Origin of the sequence: Streptomyces sp. NPDC020731 (assembly GCF_044334705.1) — a bacterium.
Taxonomy (GTDB): Bacteria; Actinomycetota; Actinomycetes; order Streptomycetales; family Streptomycetaceae; genus Streptomyces.
On the sequence record NZ_JBIRTN010000023.1, the window covers coordinates 32237 to 47672 of the forward strand.

16 protein-coding genes are annotated in these 15436 nt (G+C 71.5%); 5 read left to right on the forward strand and 11 right to left on the reverse strand.

Annotated elements, in window-relative coordinates:
* Positions 1 to 142: 142 nt before the first annotated feature.
* On the forward strand, positions 143 to 829 hold the full coding sequence (locus ACH4VX_RS30105; protein WP_398371783.1) for a glycoside hydrolase family 11 protein: 687 nt from the start codon (positions 143 to 145) through the stop codon (positions 827 to 829).
* Positions 830 to 875: 46 nt separating this feature from the next.
* On the forward strand, positions 876 to 1934 hold the full coding sequence (locus ACH4VX_RS30110) for an acyltransferase family protein (protein ID WP_398371784.1): 1059 nt from the start codon (positions 876 to 878) through the stop codon (positions 1932 to 1934).
* A gap of 203 nt (positions 1935 to 2137) precedes the next feature.
* Here the strand turns inward: ACH4VX_RS30110 and ACH4VX_RS30115 are convergent, their stop codons facing one another.
* Both ACH4VX_RS30115 and ACH4VX_RS30120 read right to left on the reverse strand, forming a co-directional pair.
* Positions 2138 to 3370, reverse strand: coding sequence for a ricin-type beta-trefoil lectin domain protein (locus ACH4VX_RS30115; protein WP_398371786.1), 1233 nt, complete (start codon positions 3368 to 3370; stop codon positions 2138 to 2140).
* 166 nt (positions 3371 to 3536) lie between these two features.
* Positions 3537 to 3893, reverse strand: a complete 357-nt coding sequence (locus ACH4VX_RS30120; protein WP_398371788.1) for a hypothetical protein — start codon at positions 3891 to 3893, stop codon at positions 3537 to 3539.
* Positions 3894 to 4095: 202 nt separating this feature from the next.
* Between ACH4VX_RS30120 and ACH4VX_RS30125 the strand changes: the two genes are divergently transcribed.
* Together ACH4VX_RS30125 and ACH4VX_RS30130 are read left to right on the forward strand one after the other, a co-directional pair.
* On the forward strand, positions 4096 to 5016 hold the full coding sequence (locus tag ACH4VX_RS30125) for an ABC transporter substrate-binding protein (protein ID WP_398371790.1): 921 nt from the start codon (positions 4096 to 4098) through the stop codon (positions 5014 to 5016).
* Between the two features lie 98 nt (positions 5017 to 5114).
* Positions 5115 to 5537: a DUF350 domain-containing protein gene (locus ACH4VX_RS30130; RefSeq protein ID WP_398371792.1), complete on the forward strand. Its 423-nt coding sequence runs from the start codon at positions 5115 to 5117 to the stop codon at positions 5535 to 5537.
* Positions 5538 to 5600: 63 nt separating this feature from the next.
* Here ACH4VX_RS30130 and ACH4VX_RS30135 read toward each other — a convergent pair whose 3' ends face one another.
* The 8 genes from ACH4VX_RS30135 to ACH4VX_RS30170 form a co-directional block, all read right to left on the reverse strand.
* Positions 5601 to 7259 (reverse strand): cellulose binding domain-containing protein, encoded by a 1659-nt coding sequence (locus ACH4VX_RS30135; protein ID WP_398371793.1) that lies wholly within the window; start codon positions 7257 to 7259, stop codon positions 5601 to 5603.
* Positions 7260 to 7564: 305 nt separating this feature from the next.
* Complete coding sequence (locus ACH4VX_RS30140) at positions 7565 to 8035, reverse strand: hypothetical protein (protein ID WP_398371795.1); 471 nt, start codon at positions 8033 to 8035, stop codon at positions 7565 to 7567.
* Positions 8036 to 8183: 148 nt separating this feature from the next.
* Positions 8184 to 9146, reverse strand: coding sequence for a YihY/virulence factor BrkB family protein (locus ACH4VX_RS30145; protein ID WP_398371797.1), 963 nt, complete (start codon positions 9144 to 9146; stop codon positions 8184 to 8186).
* 75 nt (positions 9147 to 9221) lie between these two features.
* Entirely contained in the window at positions 9222 to 9728 is a 507-nt protein-coding gene (locus ACH4VX_RS30150; RefSeq protein ID WP_398371798.1) for an SMI1/KNR4 family protein, read from the reverse strand.
* 204 nt (positions 9729 to 9932) lie between these two features.
* Complete coding sequence (gene katG, locus ACH4VX_RS30155) at positions 9933 to 12164, reverse strand: catalase/peroxidase HPI (RefSeq protein ID WP_398371800.1); 2232 nt, start codon at positions 12162 to 12164, stop codon at positions 9933 to 9935.
* A 33-nt stretch (positions 12165 to 12197) separates the two neighbouring features.
* Entirely contained in the window at positions 12198 to 12635 is a 438-nt protein-coding gene (locus tag ACH4VX_RS30160; RefSeq protein WP_398371802.1) for a Fur family transcriptional regulator, read from the reverse strand.
* 109 nt (positions 12636 to 12744) lie between these two features.
* Positions 12745 to 13290 carry a DUF488 family protein gene (locus ACH4VX_RS30165; RefSeq protein ID WP_398371803.1) on the reverse strand — a complete coding sequence of 182 codons (546 nt, stop codon included), beginning with the start codon at positions 13288 to 13290 and terminating at the stop codon, positions 12745 to 12747.
* A 22-nt stretch (positions 13291 to 13312) separates the two neighbouring features.
* Positions 13313 to 14002 (reverse strand): helix-turn-helix transcriptional regulator, encoded by a 690-nt coding sequence (locus ACH4VX_RS30170; protein ID WP_398371952.1) that lies wholly within the window; start codon positions 14000 to 14002, stop codon positions 13313 to 13315.
* Positions 14003 to 14089: 87 nt separating this feature from the next.
* Between ACH4VX_RS30170 and ACH4VX_RS30175 the strand changes: the two genes are divergently transcribed.
* Positions 14090 to 14521 (forward strand): hypothetical protein, encoded by a 432-nt coding sequence (locus ACH4VX_RS30175; RefSeq protein WP_398371805.1) that lies wholly within the window; start codon positions 14090 to 14092, stop codon positions 14519 to 14521.
* A gap of 7 nt (positions 14522 to 14528) precedes the next feature.
* On the opposite strand, the gene ACH4VX_RS30180 is transcribed toward ACH4VX_RS30175, so the two are convergent.
* On the reverse strand, positions 14529 to 15410 hold the full coding sequence (locus ACH4VX_RS30180; protein ID WP_398371807.1) for a YegS/Rv2252/BmrU family lipid kinase: 882 nt from the start codon (positions 15408 to 15410) through the stop codon (positions 14529 to 14531).
* Positions 15411 to 15436: the final 26 nt, after the last annotated feature.

Here is a 15436-nt window from a genome sequence, read left to right on the forward strand (position 1 = left end):
AAGGCATTTGACCTGCCAATATCGAGCGGCCAACAGCCATGGGCATGGCAGAACTTTTCGAGATGAGCGTCGAAACCATTGACACCCCAGTGGCCCAACTCAACACTGACGACACCAAGAACCCCGACCCGAGGGAGCCCTCATGCAGGAGAAGAACAGCCCGCGGTTCAGCCGCAGGAGCGTGCTCGGCGGCGCCGGGGCATTAGCGCTGGGCGCCGCGTCCGGGCTGGTCCTGCCCGGCACGGCGCACGCGGACACGACCATCACCACCAACCGGACCGGCACCGACAACGGCTTCTACTACTCGTTCTGGACCGACGGCGGCGGCTCGGTCTCCATGACGCTGTCCTCCGGCGGCAGTTACAGCACCCGGTGGAGCAACACCGGCAACTTCGTCTGCGGCAAGGGCTGGAGCAACGGCGGACGACGGACAGTGCGGTACTCCGGCAGCTTCAACCCGTCCGGCAACGGCTATCTGACCCTCTACGGCTGGACGTCCAACCCGCTCGTGGAGTACTACATCGTCGACAACTGGGGCACCTACCGGCCCACGGGAACGCACAAGGGCACGGTCACCAGCGACGGCGGTACGTACGACATCTACCGGACGACCCGGTACAACGCCCCCTCGGTCGAGGGCACCAAGACCTTCGACCAGTACTGGAGCGTCCGGCAGTCGAGGCGGACGGGCGGCACCATCACCACCGGCAACCACTTCGACGCCTGGTCCCGCGCGGGGATGCGGATGGGCAGCTTCAACTACTACATGATCCTCGCGACCGAGGGCTACCGGAGCAGCGGGAACTCGAACATCTCGGTCAGCGGCTGAACGGATCGCAGGTTTGGCCACCCGCAGGACGGGTGAGGCGGCTGGGATGCCGTCGCTCCACATCCCCGCCGCCGCACCCCGTACCGGACAGGACGACACGCCCCGGCGGGCGCCACAGCGTGACGCGTTCTTCGACAACGCCAAGTATCTGGCGATCGTGCTGGTCGCGGTGGGGCACGCCTGGGAACCGCTGCGCGACGGCAGCCGGGCCGTCAGCGCGCTGTACATGCTCGTCTACGCGTTCCACATGCCCGCGTTCATCGTCCTCGCGGGCTACCACTCGCGCGGTTTCGACGGCAGCCCGGAGCGCGTCAAGCGCCTGATCACCGGTGTCGTCCTGCCGTACCTCGTGTTCGAGACGGCGTACACCTTCTTCACCCGGTGGACGGACGGCGCCCCCGACCGGCCGGTCACCCTTCTGGAGCCGCTGTACCTGACGTGGTTCCTGGCCGCGCTGTTCGTGTGGCGGCTCACCACGCCGCTGTGGAAGCTCGTGCGGTGGCCGGTTCCCGTCGCGCTCGTCATCGCCATGCTGGCGACGGTGTCCCCGTCGCTCGGCGAAGACCTCGACGTGCAGCGCGTGCTGCAGTTCCTGCCGTACTTCGTGCTCGGTCTCCGCCTCCGTGCCGAGCACTTCCGGACGGTGCGCCGCCGCCGGGTGCGGATGCTGTCCGTACCGGTGTTCGCGGGGGCACTGGCCGGGGCGTACTGGGCGGTCCCGCGGGTGACGTCCGCCTGGCTCCACCACCGTGACAGCGCGCAGGAGCTGTCCGCCCCCGCCTGGTACGGCCCCGCGGTGACCCTGGTCCTGTTCGGCTGCTCGCTGCTCCTCGTCGCCTGCTTCCTCGCCTGGGTGCCGGGACGGCGGACCTGGTTCACGGCGCTGGGCGCGGCCACGCTGTACGGCTATCTCCTGCACGGTTTCGTCGCGCAGGTCAGCAAGTACTGGGGCTGGTACGACCCGGACTGGCTGTACCGCCCGCTCGGCGGGATCGCGGTCACCCTGGTCGCCGCAGTGGTCGTGACGGCCCTGTGCACACCGCCGGTGCGACGGGTCTTCCGGTGGGCGGTGGAGCCGAGGCCCGCCTGGGCGTTCAGGCGCTGACCGGGTCGGGCGCCTCCTTCCGCCGATCGTTCACGTTCGTGACCAAGGACGCGGGCGGCCGTCCCGGCGCCTGGGTCCCGGCGTACCCGTCCACCCGTGGTTCACGTCCACCGCGGACCGTCGGGCATCCGCCGGCAGTGACACCGCCGCCCCGGACCGGCCGGTCCGGGGCGGCGTGCCTGTCCGTTCGTACGGGTGCCGGCTCAGCCGACCGTCCATTTCTGGTTGGCGGCGCCGGTGCAGGTCCAGATCTGCAGGCGGGTGGTGTTGGCGGAGTTGTTGCCGGTCACGTCCAGGCACTTGTCGGCCTGCGGGTTGACGATGTCGCGGGCGGCGGTGACGACCCATTTCTGGGCGGCGGAGCCGTTGCAGTCCCACAGCTGGACCGGCGTACCGTCGGCCGTGCCGCCCGAGGTGACGTCCAGGCACTTGCCGAGGGCGCGGATCGTGCCGTCGGATCCCACGGTCCAGTTCTGCGCGGAGGTGCCGTTGCAGTCGTAGAGCTGTACGGGGGTGCCGTTGGCGGTGCCGGCCCCGGCCACGTCGACGCACTTGCCGGCCAGGCCGCGGATCGCGCCGCCGGCCGAGGAGTCACCGGTCGTCACCGACACGTGGTCCACCAGGAGTTGCTGCGGGAAGGCGGTGGAGCCGTCCGGGTCCCCGGGCCAGTAGCCGCCCACCGCCAGGTTCAGGATCAGGAAGTACGGCTTGTTGAACACCCACTGCTTCCCGCCGAGGTCGGCGGGGGTGCGCCGCTGGTAGACGTTCCCGTCGACGGACCAGGTGATCGAGTCGGGCGCCCAGTCGACGGCGAAGGTGTGGAAGGCGTCCGCGAAGGCCTGGCCGCCCGGCAGCGTGTAGCCGGCGCCGATGCCGCCGGAGCCGGAGTAGCCGGGGCCGTGGATCGTGCCGTGCACGGTGGAGGGTTCGAAGCCGACGTTCTCCATGATGTCGATCTCGCCCGAGTCCGGCCAGTTGACCGGCGTGCCCAGCATCCAGAACGCGGGCCACATGCCCTGCCCGCGCGGGACCTTCATCCGCGCCTCTACGTGCCCGTACTGCGCGGTGAACTTCCCGGAGGTGTTGAGCCGGGCCGAGGTGTACTGGCAGGTGCCGTACCAGCACTGGTAGTTGGCCGGGTTCTCCTTGCGGGCCGTGATCACCAGATGGCCCTGGCCGTCCAGGGCGGCGTTCTTGTTGCCGGACGTGTAGTACTGCCGCTCGTGGTTGTTGACGTTGTCGCCGGTCTCGATCTGCCACTTCGAGGAGTCGACCGCCGCACCGGCGGGCCCGTCGAAGGTGTCCGAGAACGTCACGGCCGCCGCGGCGGTGACATCGGCCGGTTCCGCCTTCGCGGTCCCTGCCGCACCGGACGCGACCAGCGCGGCGGACACGGCGGTGATCAGCCATCTGCGGAGTCTGCGCGGAGAGGACATGGCTCTCCCTTTCCGTACGGCGACCCGGATGTACGGGTGCGCCGACCGAGGTTGTGGGGGTGAATGTGCAACTACTTGATTTAAGAAGTGAGATAAGAGGGCGTCAAGCCCCTGGTACGGACCAGGATCCGGCGGTGCGGCACCCGGGCCGTTCCCCGGGCCCTGTTCACGCCGTTGTGCCCCACGAGGTCCGGTGTGCGCAGCCGGGGTCGTGCTCGGTCGCGCACGACGTCCACCAGCGTTCGCAGCACGCGGCCTCCACCTCGGCCTGTGCGAGCGCGGCGGCCGCCGCGTCGCGCCACGCCGCCCGGCGCCCCTCCCGTTCCCGCAGGACGGCGACGACGCGCCGCTCGTCGGCGATGACGGTCTCCCGCACGACACCGATCACGGGAGCGAGCGAGGCGACCACCATCGCGAGGGTGGTCCAGAGGGGGACGGTGCCCCAGGTGCGTACGGTGCAGAAGGAGAGCCAGAGGGCGACGGCGACGTACATGACGGTGAGAGTGCGGCTGCCCCTGCTCATGGCTGGTTCTCCTTCTCGGTCCGTCCCATGGACTTCTGATGCCCCGGATGTGCGCGGGCATGACTCCTTGTCGACGACATCGAGCAAGTCCCTTTGGATGCAGTCGAGTTGCTGTCCGACCGCCTCACCGTGCGCCACACTGCTCACGAGGAGACCGACCGTTGGGGAGCTGGGGCGGAGCACGGTCGCGCACAGACCGGTCGTGGCCGCGGTGGCGGGGACGCTGCTGTTGGCGGGGTGCACCGGCGGAACGGAGGAGGGGGCCGGCGCCGCGAAGCCGTCCGGGGGACAGAAGAGCACGGCCGGAGGACCGGGCCCCCGGACGCGGGCCGAGGCGGTCGCCTTCGTGCGCGGACTCGACATACGGCCCGACTGCTTCGGCGTCGGATTCCGCAAACACCGACCGTACGAGAGCGATCCGTCCCGGTGGGCCGTGCTGGGCGAGGACTGTCCCTGGCGGCGCGAACCGCTGCCGGACCACGTACTGGCCGGCCTCACCGACGCGGCGGAGACCAGTGCGTCGGTGCGGACCGTCACGGTGTACGGCAAGCTCGAGGGCGAGACCGCGGTGGAGGAGGTCGAGGCGGGCGAGAGCTTCTCCACCGCCGCCCGCCGTGTCGCCGAACGCCCGCAGGACGCGGTCATGTTCGTCGGGCTGCGGTCCGAGCGCGCCGCCGCCTTCGCCCGCGCCCTGCGGGACACGGGTCACCGCGGTGCGCGGGTGGCGGGCGAGCACGTGGTAGGCCGGCCGTTCCTCGCCGAGGCGGAGGGCTGGATGGTCGGCACCGCCCATGCCGACGCCGAGGCGGACCCGCGCACCCGGGCCTTCGCCACCGCCCACCGGGACCGTCACGGCCGCTCCCCCGCCCCCTGGGCGGCCGAGGCCTACGACGCCGTCCGGTTCGCCGCCCACGGCCTGACCGCCGCAGGCGACGACGGTCCCGCCGCCCTGCGCTCGGAACTGCTGCGCCGCCCCTGGCAGGGCATCACCCGCAGAATCGCCTACAACCCGGGCGGTCCCTTCTACGACACCGACCGGGACGGCGGCGGCTTCCTCTACCGGGTCACCCACGGCGCCGCCCGCTTCGTCGCCCGCGCGGACGACATCGGCCGCCGGGCGTGACGGGGCACGAGGCCGGGTGGCCGAACGGGTGCGCTACATTTTGCACGCCCTTGACCGCGATCATTCACGATCTCTCACGCTACGGAGCCGGCACACCCATGAGCGACATCGTCAACGGACTCGGCCGGGCCACCGCCTACGGCGCACTCGGCCTGGCCCTGCTGGTCCTCGGCATCGTCCTGGTCGACGTGCTGACGCCCGGAAAGCTCGGCCGGCAGATCTGGCAGGAGCGCAACCGCAACGCCGCGGTGGTGCTGAGTTCCGCGCTGCTCGGCATCGGCGGGATCGTGTTCACGTCGATCTGGACCACGTACGAGGACTTCGGCAAGGGGCTGGTGTCAACCGCGACGTTCGGCGTGCTGGGCCTGGTGATGATGGCCGTGGCGTTCCTGGTGGTGGATCTCATCACCCCGGGGCGGCTGGGTGCCACGCTGGTCGAGCCCGAACCCCACCCGGCGGTCTGGGTGACGGCGTCCTGCAACCTCGCGGTGTCCGCCGTCATTTCCGCGTCCATCGCCTGACGCGGGTGCCTTCGTACCGCCCGGCTTGCGCGTCCTGGGACGCGGAAGCCGGGTGGTGCCGGTTCAGGAGCGGGCGCAGGTGAGCGTGTTCGGCGCCGCCGAGGAGCTGCCGGTCACCGTGAAACCGAAGGTGGTCGTGGAGCCCGGTGCGACGGAGCCGTTCCAGTCGGTGTTGCGCACCGTGACCGCTCCGCCGGTCCCGGTGTTCCGGCCGTTCCAGAGGCTGCTGAGGGACTGGCCGGGCGAGAGCGTCATGCCGACGGTCCAGCCGTCGAGGGCGCCGTTGCCGTCGTTGCGCACGGTCACCTCGCCCTGGAAGCCGCCGGACCAGCTGTTGACCGTGCGGTAGGTGGCGGTGCAGGTGTCGCCCGGTGTGCCGGGACCACCGCCCGTGTCACCACCGTTTCCGCCGCCGTTGTCTCCCCCCGTGTCGCCGCCGGTGCCGCCTCCGCTCGAGCCGCCGTCGGCGAGGTTCGGGGTCTGCCAGTCCCGCCAGGCGGAGAGGTCACCGGACCTGGCCGGGGAGATCCTGAACACCCCCGGGGAACTGCCGGACCCCAGCAGGAACTTCTGGATGTTCTGCCGCAGCGGCGTGCGCCATTCCGGCCGGGCCGCGCAGTGGGTGCCGTCCTGTACGTCGGACCAGTAGCTGACGTTCCCGCCCGCGCCCAGCGCCTTGTAGACCTCGGCGCCGCCCAGCGCCGCCACGCTGCCCGACCGGGCGCCCAGCCAGTCGACGTGCGGGTTCTCCATGACGAGCAGTCCCCGCGGCGCGACCAGGCCCACGATCTCGTGGGTGTCCACGGGGAGGGTGGCGGGGCTGCCGGTGAAGGATCCGAAGGCGTCTCCCAGCCAGGGCTGTTCGGAGTAGGCGCTGCTCAGCGGCTGTGCGCCGCTCTCACCGGGGATGCCGCGGAGGATGCCGGTCCCGGCGCTGCCCGACTCGATCGGCATGGTGAGCGCGATGCGCTGGTCGAACGCGCCGGCCACGAAGGCGCCCTTGCCGAACCGCGAGCAACCGGTGACGCCGGTGGCGTCCGCGCGGAGCACGCTGCCGTCGGACTGCTCGATGACGTCGATGACCCGGCTCACCCCCCATGACCAGGCCATGAGCAGACCGGTGCTGCTGGAGGAGCCGTAGAGGCCGTAGAACGCGCCCTGTTTGTTGTCACGGGGTGTGCCCTCCTTCCCCAACGTGTAGGGATCGAGGGAGATGACGGCCGCACCGGAGCTCTTGATGGTGGCGGTGTCCGCGCCCAGTCCTCCGAGCACCACGACGGCGGGGAACGGACCGGTACCGCTCGGCGGATCGACGCTCGCGGAGAAGCTCGCGCTCCTGCCCTGGTGCGTCACCCGCACCGTGATGCCGGTGCGCGACACCGTTCCCGTGACGCTCTCGGGCCTGGCGGGCTTCTGCCCGTAGAGGTGTCTCTCCGCCAGCTCCCGGATCTCCGCACGCCGGCAGCGCCAGTCGGACCGGGTGGAGACACGCGTGCCGTCCAGCTTCCGGAAGGGGTCGGGGAGCCTGGAGCGGGAGGTGAGGGGCCCGGTGTCGGGGACGGCGCAGTCGACGCCGTCGTCTTCGACGCCGGGCTCCGCCGCGACGGGGACGAGGGTGTCGGCGGTGTCCGGCCGCGGAAGGAGAGCGGTGACGGCCAGGCTCACGACCACCGCGAAAACCGCGGCTGCCCAGGCCCAGGCCCGGCGTCGGGGGAAGCGCATCAGTACCTCCAGAGGGGTGGGAGCGCTCCCAGGCTAGAAACTCCTTCAGGGGCATGACAACAACACCGACAGGACTGTTCGAGATTGACTCTTTCGGACCCCTGTCGAAAGTCGGAAGCCGCATGTGATCTGCCCTGATGCCGAAGAGATCACCCCAAAACACCATGTCCGCCCAGGGTGCCGTGAGCGAAACTTTCGCGCGTCTTGCGACCGTGCTGCCGCCCCGGTCGGCAGCAGGACACGAATTCGGTCACGGGCGCACACCCGCGGCACAGCCGAACCACGGCACCGCCGCCCCGCCCCGGTCAGGCCACCCGGGCGCGTTCCCGTACCGGACGCACCGGCTCGGGCCGGGCGCGGGTGGCCGGCTCGGGGCGGGTGGCCGACTGGGCGCGGGTGGCGGGGCGGACGCGGTACGTCGTGCGGTTGGGGTCCACTACGGGCTCGCCGAGGGTGATCCGCCCGGCCGCGTGCAACGCGTCGCATTCGGCGGTGGGCAGGGCGGCGTAACAGCCCCCTGCGCCGGTGGTCGAGTCGAGCGGGCGCCAGTAGCTGTACCTGCGGCGGCCGTTGGCGTACTCGGTGACGTACGTGGGAGTGCGGGGGTCGGAGATGATGCGCAGTACGTCGGTGCGGGTGGTGTCGACCGGGGTGCGCGGCCGGGAAGGGACGGCCGGGAACTCGGTCGTTATCGGTCCGCCGCGACGGTGATCCGGTCGGCGGCGCGCGGTCGGCAGGGCGACGAGGGTGTTCGGACGGTCGACGGTGGCGAGCATCAGCAGAACCTTTCCGGAGCCGGGACACGAGACCGTCTACCCAGCACGGCGCCGGAGTTGATCTCCTTTTCCGATCATTGTGCAACCTCACACTGACAACGCGCAGGCGCCACGCCCGGTTCCGGACGGACATGTTCGCCTCGGCCGGTCAGGCGCCCGGTCCCGGATCCGGGCGGACCGCCGCGTCGACACCGGCGCGCGCCGCTTCGAGTTGGGCCGCGAACGCGATGCCGAGGAAGAGCGCGACGGCGGTGAGGTAGGCCCACAGCAGCAGCGCGATGAAGGCGGTGAGCGGCCCGTACAGGGCGCCGAACGCGCCGCTGCCCTCGACGTACAGCGCGAGCAGCCAGGTCGCCGCGACCCACAGCAGCAGATGCACGGCCGAGCCGAAGGCCAGCCAGGTGTAGCCGGGCTGGGCACGCCGGGGCGACCAGCGGAAGATCACCGCCGAGGCGACCCACGCCAGCGCCAGCCCCACCGGCAGCTCCAGCACGGTCCACCACCCCGCGCCGCCGGATCCGCCGGCCGCCCGGACCACCGCGTCGCTCACCGCGTCGCCGGCGACGAGCACGACGAACCCGAGGACCAGCGGCAGGCCCGCGGTGAGCGCGAGGAGGACGGCCCTGCCGTACTTGCGGGGGAAGGGACGGTCGCGTTCGATCCCGTAGATACGGTTGGCGCCCCGCTCGATCTGGCCCATCGCGGAGGCGAGGTTCAGCAGGGCGAAGCCCAGGCCGAGCCAGAGCGCCAGCGCGCTCCCGAAGTCGTCGTGGGCGCTGCGCCGGGTCCCCTCGAAGGCGTCCGCGACGATGTCGGCACTGGCACCGGGCACGATCCGGCCGAGGGTGAGTTCGATGACGCGGCCCACGCTGTCGGTGTGCACGGAGGTCGCCAGGCCGACCAGTGCCACGGTGAACGGCACCAGGCCGAGGACGACTTGGAAGGCGAGCGCCCGCGCGTTGGAGAAGCCGTCCGCGTAGCGGAAGCGGGCGAAGGAGTCGGTCAGCAACCGCAGGCCCCCGTAGTGCCGCAGCGCGGCGAACGCCTCGTCTCCGGAGAGTTCCTCTCCCATCATGTCCCGGGTCTGCGGGACGTGGACGACGGTTCCCATACGCGGACGCTCCTCACATCGAGTGGCTCTGCACCACTCATTGATGGCCCGTTTCTCCCCGGTCACACCTCTGGTTCACATGCGGTCGGCGATGTGGCGCAGGCAGTGGGCGAGGGACGGGTGCACCGATTCCGTGAGGGTGTCGTCGTTCCACGACCCCACCCGGCCCCCGGGGTCCACGAAGTACCCGGACGTGTACATCGTGCTGCCGTCGCGGGAGGTGACGGGTATCCACGCCGGGTCCCAGGCGCGCCCCCATCTGCCGGCGGGAAGACCGTGGTGGACGGGCTCGGTGGACATGGTGCACATCTGCCGGGCCTCGTCCAGGCCGATGAAGCCGTGACCGTCCATGAAGTCCCACCGCATGCCCTCGGCACGGACGTCGTAGGCGTCTTCGTGCAGTCCCCACAGCGTCCGCAGCGCCTCCGGCACCCGTACCTCCACGTCCTCCTCGAAGGCACGGAGCGCCGTTTCCGGAGCCGGGGGCCGCAGCGGCGGGTACGCGTCCGGAGTACGGGAGATCGCGTCCCTGACGCGGTTCCACGCCCGCTCCGTCGCCTGTTCCTGTGCCTGTGCGCTCACGCGTCCCCCTCGGTGCCACGGTGTCCGTCGTGCACGGGTCGCCGAGCGGGTCGTGTCCTCCCGGGCGCGGGGGGCTTGTGGACCGCCGGTCCGCCCGACGTGTCGCCGCGCACCCCGTACCGCGGTTCCTCCTCGGAGGCGGCGACCGTGCGGGCCGGCCCCTGCGGGCCAGCCCGGACGGTGCGGATCGGCGGAACGGACGGCTCAGACGAGGTCGAACCGGTCGAGGTTCATGACCTTGTCCCACGCCTTGACGAAGTCCTGCACGAACTTCTCCTTGGCGTCGTCGCTCGCGTAGACCTCCGCGAGCGCGCGCAGCTCGGAGTTCGATCCGAACACGAGGTCGGCGCGGGTGCCGGTCCACTTGACCTCGCCGGTGGCCGCGTCGCGGCCCTCGAACGTGGTCTGGTCCTCGGACGTCGACTTCCACGTCGTGCCCAGGTCGAGCAGGTTGACGAAGAAGTCGTTGGTCAGGGTCCCGGGGGCCGTGGTGAACACGCCGAGCGAGGACTGCTGGTAGGTCGCGCCCAGCACCCGCAGGCCGCCGACGAGGACGGTCGTCTCGGGGGCGCTCAGCGTCAGCAGGTTGGCCTTGTCCAACAGCAGGAACTCGGCCGGCAGGCGGTTGCCCTTGCCCAGGTAGTTGCGGAAACCGTCGGCGGCCGGGTCGAGCGCGGCGAACGACTCCGTGTCCGTCTCCTCCTGCGAGGCGTCCACGCGGCCCGGCGTGAACGGGACCTCGATGTCGAAGCCGGCGTCCTTGGCGGCCTTCTCGACGCCCACGGCGCCGGCCAGCACGATCAGGTCGGCGAGCGAGACCCGCTTGCCGCCGGTCTGCGCGGAGCCGAAGGACTCCTGGACACCCTCCAGGGTGCGCAGCACCGTCGCCAGCCGGTCGGGGTCGTTGGCCTCCCAGCCGCGCTGCGGCTCCAGGCGGATGCGCGCTCCGTTGGCGCCGCCGCGCTTGTCGCTGCCGCGGAAGGACGAGGCCGACGCCCACGCCGTCGACACCAGCTCCGACACCGACAGGCCCGAGGCGAGGATCCGCTCCTTGAGGGCGGCGATGTCCGCGGCGTCGATCAGCTCGTACGTGCGCTCCGGCAGCGGGTCCTGCCACACCAGGGTCTCGGAGGGCACCTCCGGGCCGAGGTACAGCGACTTGGGACCCATGTCGCGGTGGGTGAGCTTGAACCAGGCGCGGGCGAAGGCGTCCGCGAACTCGTCCGGGTTCTCCAGGAAGCGCCGCGAGATCGGACCGTAGACCGGGTCGAAGCGGAGCGCGAGGTCCGTCGTCAGCATCGTCGGCTGGTGGCTCTTCGACGGGTCGTGGGCGTCGGGCACGGTGCCCGCCCCCGCGCCGTCCTTCGGCCGCCACTGGTGGGCGCCTGCGGGGCTCTCGAACAGCTCCCACTCGTAGCCGAAGAGGATCTCGAAGAAGCTGTTGTCCCAGGTGGTCGGCGTGTTGGTCCACGTCACCTCGAGACCGCTGGTGATCGTGTCACCGCCCTTGCCGGTGCCGAAGGTGCTCTTCCAGCCCAGGCCCTGCTCCTCGAAGCCGGCGGCCTCCGGATCGTCGCCGACGTGGTCGGCCGGGCCCGCGCCGTGGGTCTTGCCGAAGGTGTGGCCACCGGCGATCAGGGCGACGGTCTCCTCGTCGTTCATCGCCATGCGGCGGAACGTCTCGCGGATGTCGCGGGCCGAGGCGATCGGGTCCGGGTTGCCGTTCGGGCCCTCCGGGTTGACGTAGATGAGGCCCATCTGGACCGCGCCGAGCGGGTTCTCCAGCTCCCGGTCGCCGGTGTAGCGCTCGTCGCCGAGCCAGGTGGACTCGGGGCCCCAGTAGACGTCCTCCTCCGGCTCCCAGACGTCGGCGCGGCCGCCGGCGAAGCCGAAGGTCGTGAAGCCCATCGACTCCAGGGCGACATTGCCGGAGAGGATCAGCAGGTCGGCCCAGGACAGGCTCTTGCCGTACTTCTTCTTCACGGGCCACAGCAGGCGGCGGGCCTTGTCGAGGTTGGCGTTGTCCGGCCAGCTGTTGAGCGGGGCGAAGCGCTGCTGGCCGGCCCCGGCACCGCCGCGGCCGTCACTGATGCGGTAGGTGCCCGCGCTGTGCCACGCCATCCGGACGATGAGCGGGCCGTAGTGGCCGAAGTCGGCCGGCCACCAGTCCTGCGAGGTGGTCAGCACCTCGGCGATGTCCCGCTTCACCGCCGGGAGGTCGAGGGCCTGGAACGCCTCGGCGTAGTCGAAGTCCCCGCCGAGCGGGTTCGCCACGGCCGGGTTCTTGGCGAGGATCTTCAGGTTGAGGCGCTCGGGCCACCACCGGTGGTTTCCGCCGCCCTGGGTGGGGTGCGGGGCGCGCCCGTGCGCGACCGGGCAGCCACCCGTCCCCTCCGTCTTGGGTTCGGTGACGATCGCGTCATGGTTCTCGGTCATGGGGGTCCCTCCGGACGAAAAGGTTCGCGCAGTTCAGTTACTGCGGGAGGTGGAACAGCCGGGGCACAGGCCCCAGAAGACGATCTCGGCCTCGTCGATCGCGAAACCGTGGCCGTCGGACGCGGTCAGACAGGGCGCGTCACCGACCGCGCAGTCGACGTCGGCGACAACGCCACAGGAACGGCACACCACATGGTGGTGGTTGTCCCCGACCCGGCCCTCGTAGCGGGCGGGGCTGCCGGCCGGCTCGACACGGCGCACGAGGCCCGCCCCGGCGAGCGCGTTCAGCGCCTCGTACACCGCCTGCAGGGAGACCTGCCCTATGCGCCGGCGCACTTCGGAGGCGATCGCCTCGACTCCGAGGTGGCCGCCCTCGCGGACGGTGTCGAGGAGGGCGACGCGGGCGGCCGTCGCGCGCAGGCCCGCCCCGCGGAGCTCCTCGGCGGTGGTCGGCGGCCGGGGTGCGGTCATGCGCCGAACCTATCGCCCAAGACACGAATAATTCCAGAGAACGAACAGGTCCAGCCTTGGGTCGCGTCCGGTAACGGCGGGTGGCTCCCGGGTTGCGTCCCTCCGCCGTTCAGCGTGACGCGGCTTCGGTGTCGTCGTAGACCAGCAGCCCGTCGTCGCGCAGGCGTGCGCCCGGTGTGGGGCCGTGCGGTGTGTGGCGTCCGTCGTGCATCAGGTGACGTACGGGGACGTCGCGGGCCAGCACGACGAAGTCGGCGATGAGCCGCCGGTGGCACCGCCACCACACGGCCTCCGCGCACATCACCGCGGTCGGCTCGCGGGCCACCTGTTCCAGCAGGGTGTCCATCGCGGTGACGAACTCGGGGGTACGGGTGTGGGCGGCGTAGCCGCGGAAGGAGTCGTTGCGCCAGACGATGTCGGGCGAGTCGGGCGGCGGTCTGCGGAAGCCGCCCAGGTCCCGTTCCCAGCGGTAGGCGATGCCCGCCTCGGGCAGCCATTCGGCCAGCCGGGTTCGCGCCAGGTCGGGATCGCGGCGGCTGCCGGGGCCGATCCGGACGTCCACGACGGCGGCGATCCCCGCGTCGTGCAGCAGTGCGGTCAGCGCTTCCCGGTCCGCGGTGCCGTGGCCGAAGGTCGACAGCTCTCGCGGGGTCATGGCGCACCTCCTCGCGGCCGGGTCAGACGACGGGCTCCAGGCGGACGCAGCACCGGCCCGGTTCCGGTGCCGGACAGGCCTCGAACCCGGTTTCGCCGAGCCCTTCGAGGACTCCGCGCATCAGGTGCAGGTTCATGCCGCACACCGTCCGCGTGTGCGCGCGGGCCAGCGCGTGGAAGGGGCAGTTGCCCAGGACGACGGACCCGCCGTCGCGCCGCGGCTCGAAACCGTACCGCTCCAGTACACCGAAAACCTCCGTTTCGTCGCCGTCCGCCCCCAGTTGTACGCCCAGTTCCCGCGCCCTGCGGTGCAGCACCTCGCGCACGGGTTCCCCGCCGGCCGCGGATTCCTCCACGGCCCTGGCGAGCAGCCGGCCGGCGAGTTCGTAGCGCCGGTCCGGGAGGCTGACGGCGATCTGCGCGGCCGAGCGGCGGTAGAGCTTGGCCGGGCGGCCCGCGCCCGGTCCGCTGCGTCCGCTGCGCCGGACGTGGAGCACGTCGAGCAGGTTCTCCGCGGCCAGACGGTCCAGGTGGAAGGCCGCGGTCTGCCGGGCCAGCCCGAGCGCCTCGGCCGCCTCGTCCCGGCCGACCGGGTGACTTCGGCCCACCACATAGTCGTACAGCCGCCGACGGGTGGGCTCGTCGAGCGCGGCAATGGCCGAGATCGCCGCGCTGTCCCTGTCGCGTACTTCTTCCGTGTCGTCCACGAACACCAGTGTAAAAGCAATACCCATTGACTAAAGAGCGGAACCGCGCTTCTATCGTTAATGAGAGTTGTCAATAGAAGAAAGGTGCAGGCCATGGCCTCCACAACCACGAGCGGCACGTCGGCCACGTCCCGGCGGGCCGCACTCACCGACCCCGGCTACCAGGCGTACGTCATCCTGCGCACCGGCTTCACCGTGGCGCCGGTCCTGTTCGGACTGGACAAGTTCACGAACCTCCTCGTCGACTGGCCCGCCTACCTCGCACCGTGGATCGACGACATCGTCCCGGGCAGCGCGCAGGCGGTGATGTACGCGGTGGGGGTGATCGAGATCGTGGCCGGTGTCGTCGTGGGCATCGCGCCGCGCTTCGGGGGCTGGCTGGTCGCCGGCTGGCTCGCGGGGATCATCGTCAACCTGCTCACGCTGTCCGGCTACTACGACGTCGCGCTGCGCGACTTCGGACTGCTGCTGGGCGCGGTGGCGCTCGCGCGGCTGGCCCGGCGCTACCACGGCACCCGGTCCTGACGGACGGTCAGTACAGGACGCGCAGTGCTCCGGGCAGGACCCTGACCGTGACGGGGAGGGTGGCGTCGACCTCCCCGTCGGTGCCGTAGGGGAGGTCCCGGTCGGCCTCGATACGGATCTCGCTGCCCCGCAGGATCCGCACCTGGGGCCGGCGGACGTGGGCGCCGGTCCTGAGCTCGTTCATCAGGGCGAAGAACAGCCGCCGGGGCGCCTGACGGATCATGACGACGTCCAGCAGGCCGTCGTCCACGCGGGCGTCGGGGGCGATGACGCGGCCGGAGCCGTAGAAGCCGGAGTTGGCGGCCACCACCGTGTACCCGGTGTGCGGGTGCTCCTCGCCGTCGACGGTGACCCGGTAGCGGGCCGGCCGCCAGGTCGTGACGGCCCGCAGGCCGCCCGCGTAGTAGGACGCGGAGCCCCGCAGCAGCCTGGACCGGTTGGCGTGGCGGTTGGCGAGCGCGTCCACCCCGGCGTACACGCTGCCGAGGACGACGGTGCGGTCGTGGACCGCCGAGCTGACCTCGATGGTGTCGACCGGCCGCGGTTCGGCGTGGAGCAGGGTGCGGGCCAGGGCCGCCGGGTCCTCGGGCAGCCCGAGCGCGCGGGCGAAGTCGTTGCCGCGGCCCGCGGGGACCAGGCCGAGTGTCGCGCCGGTCCCGCTGAGCGCGCCGCCGATCCCGCCCGCGATGCCGTCCCCGCCGACGGCGAGGACCACGCGCCCCCGCTGCCCGGCCTCGCGGGCCAGTTCGCGCGCGTGGGCCAGGCTGCGGCTGTACTCGGTCCGCAGGTCGGCGCCCTCCTCGCGGAGATGCCGGGCCAGGGTGAGCAGCGCGGCCGCTCCGGTGGCCGCGCCCGCGGTGGGGTTGACGACGGCGGTGAACTGTCGCATCGGGGTGCCTTTCGGGGCGGGCCGAC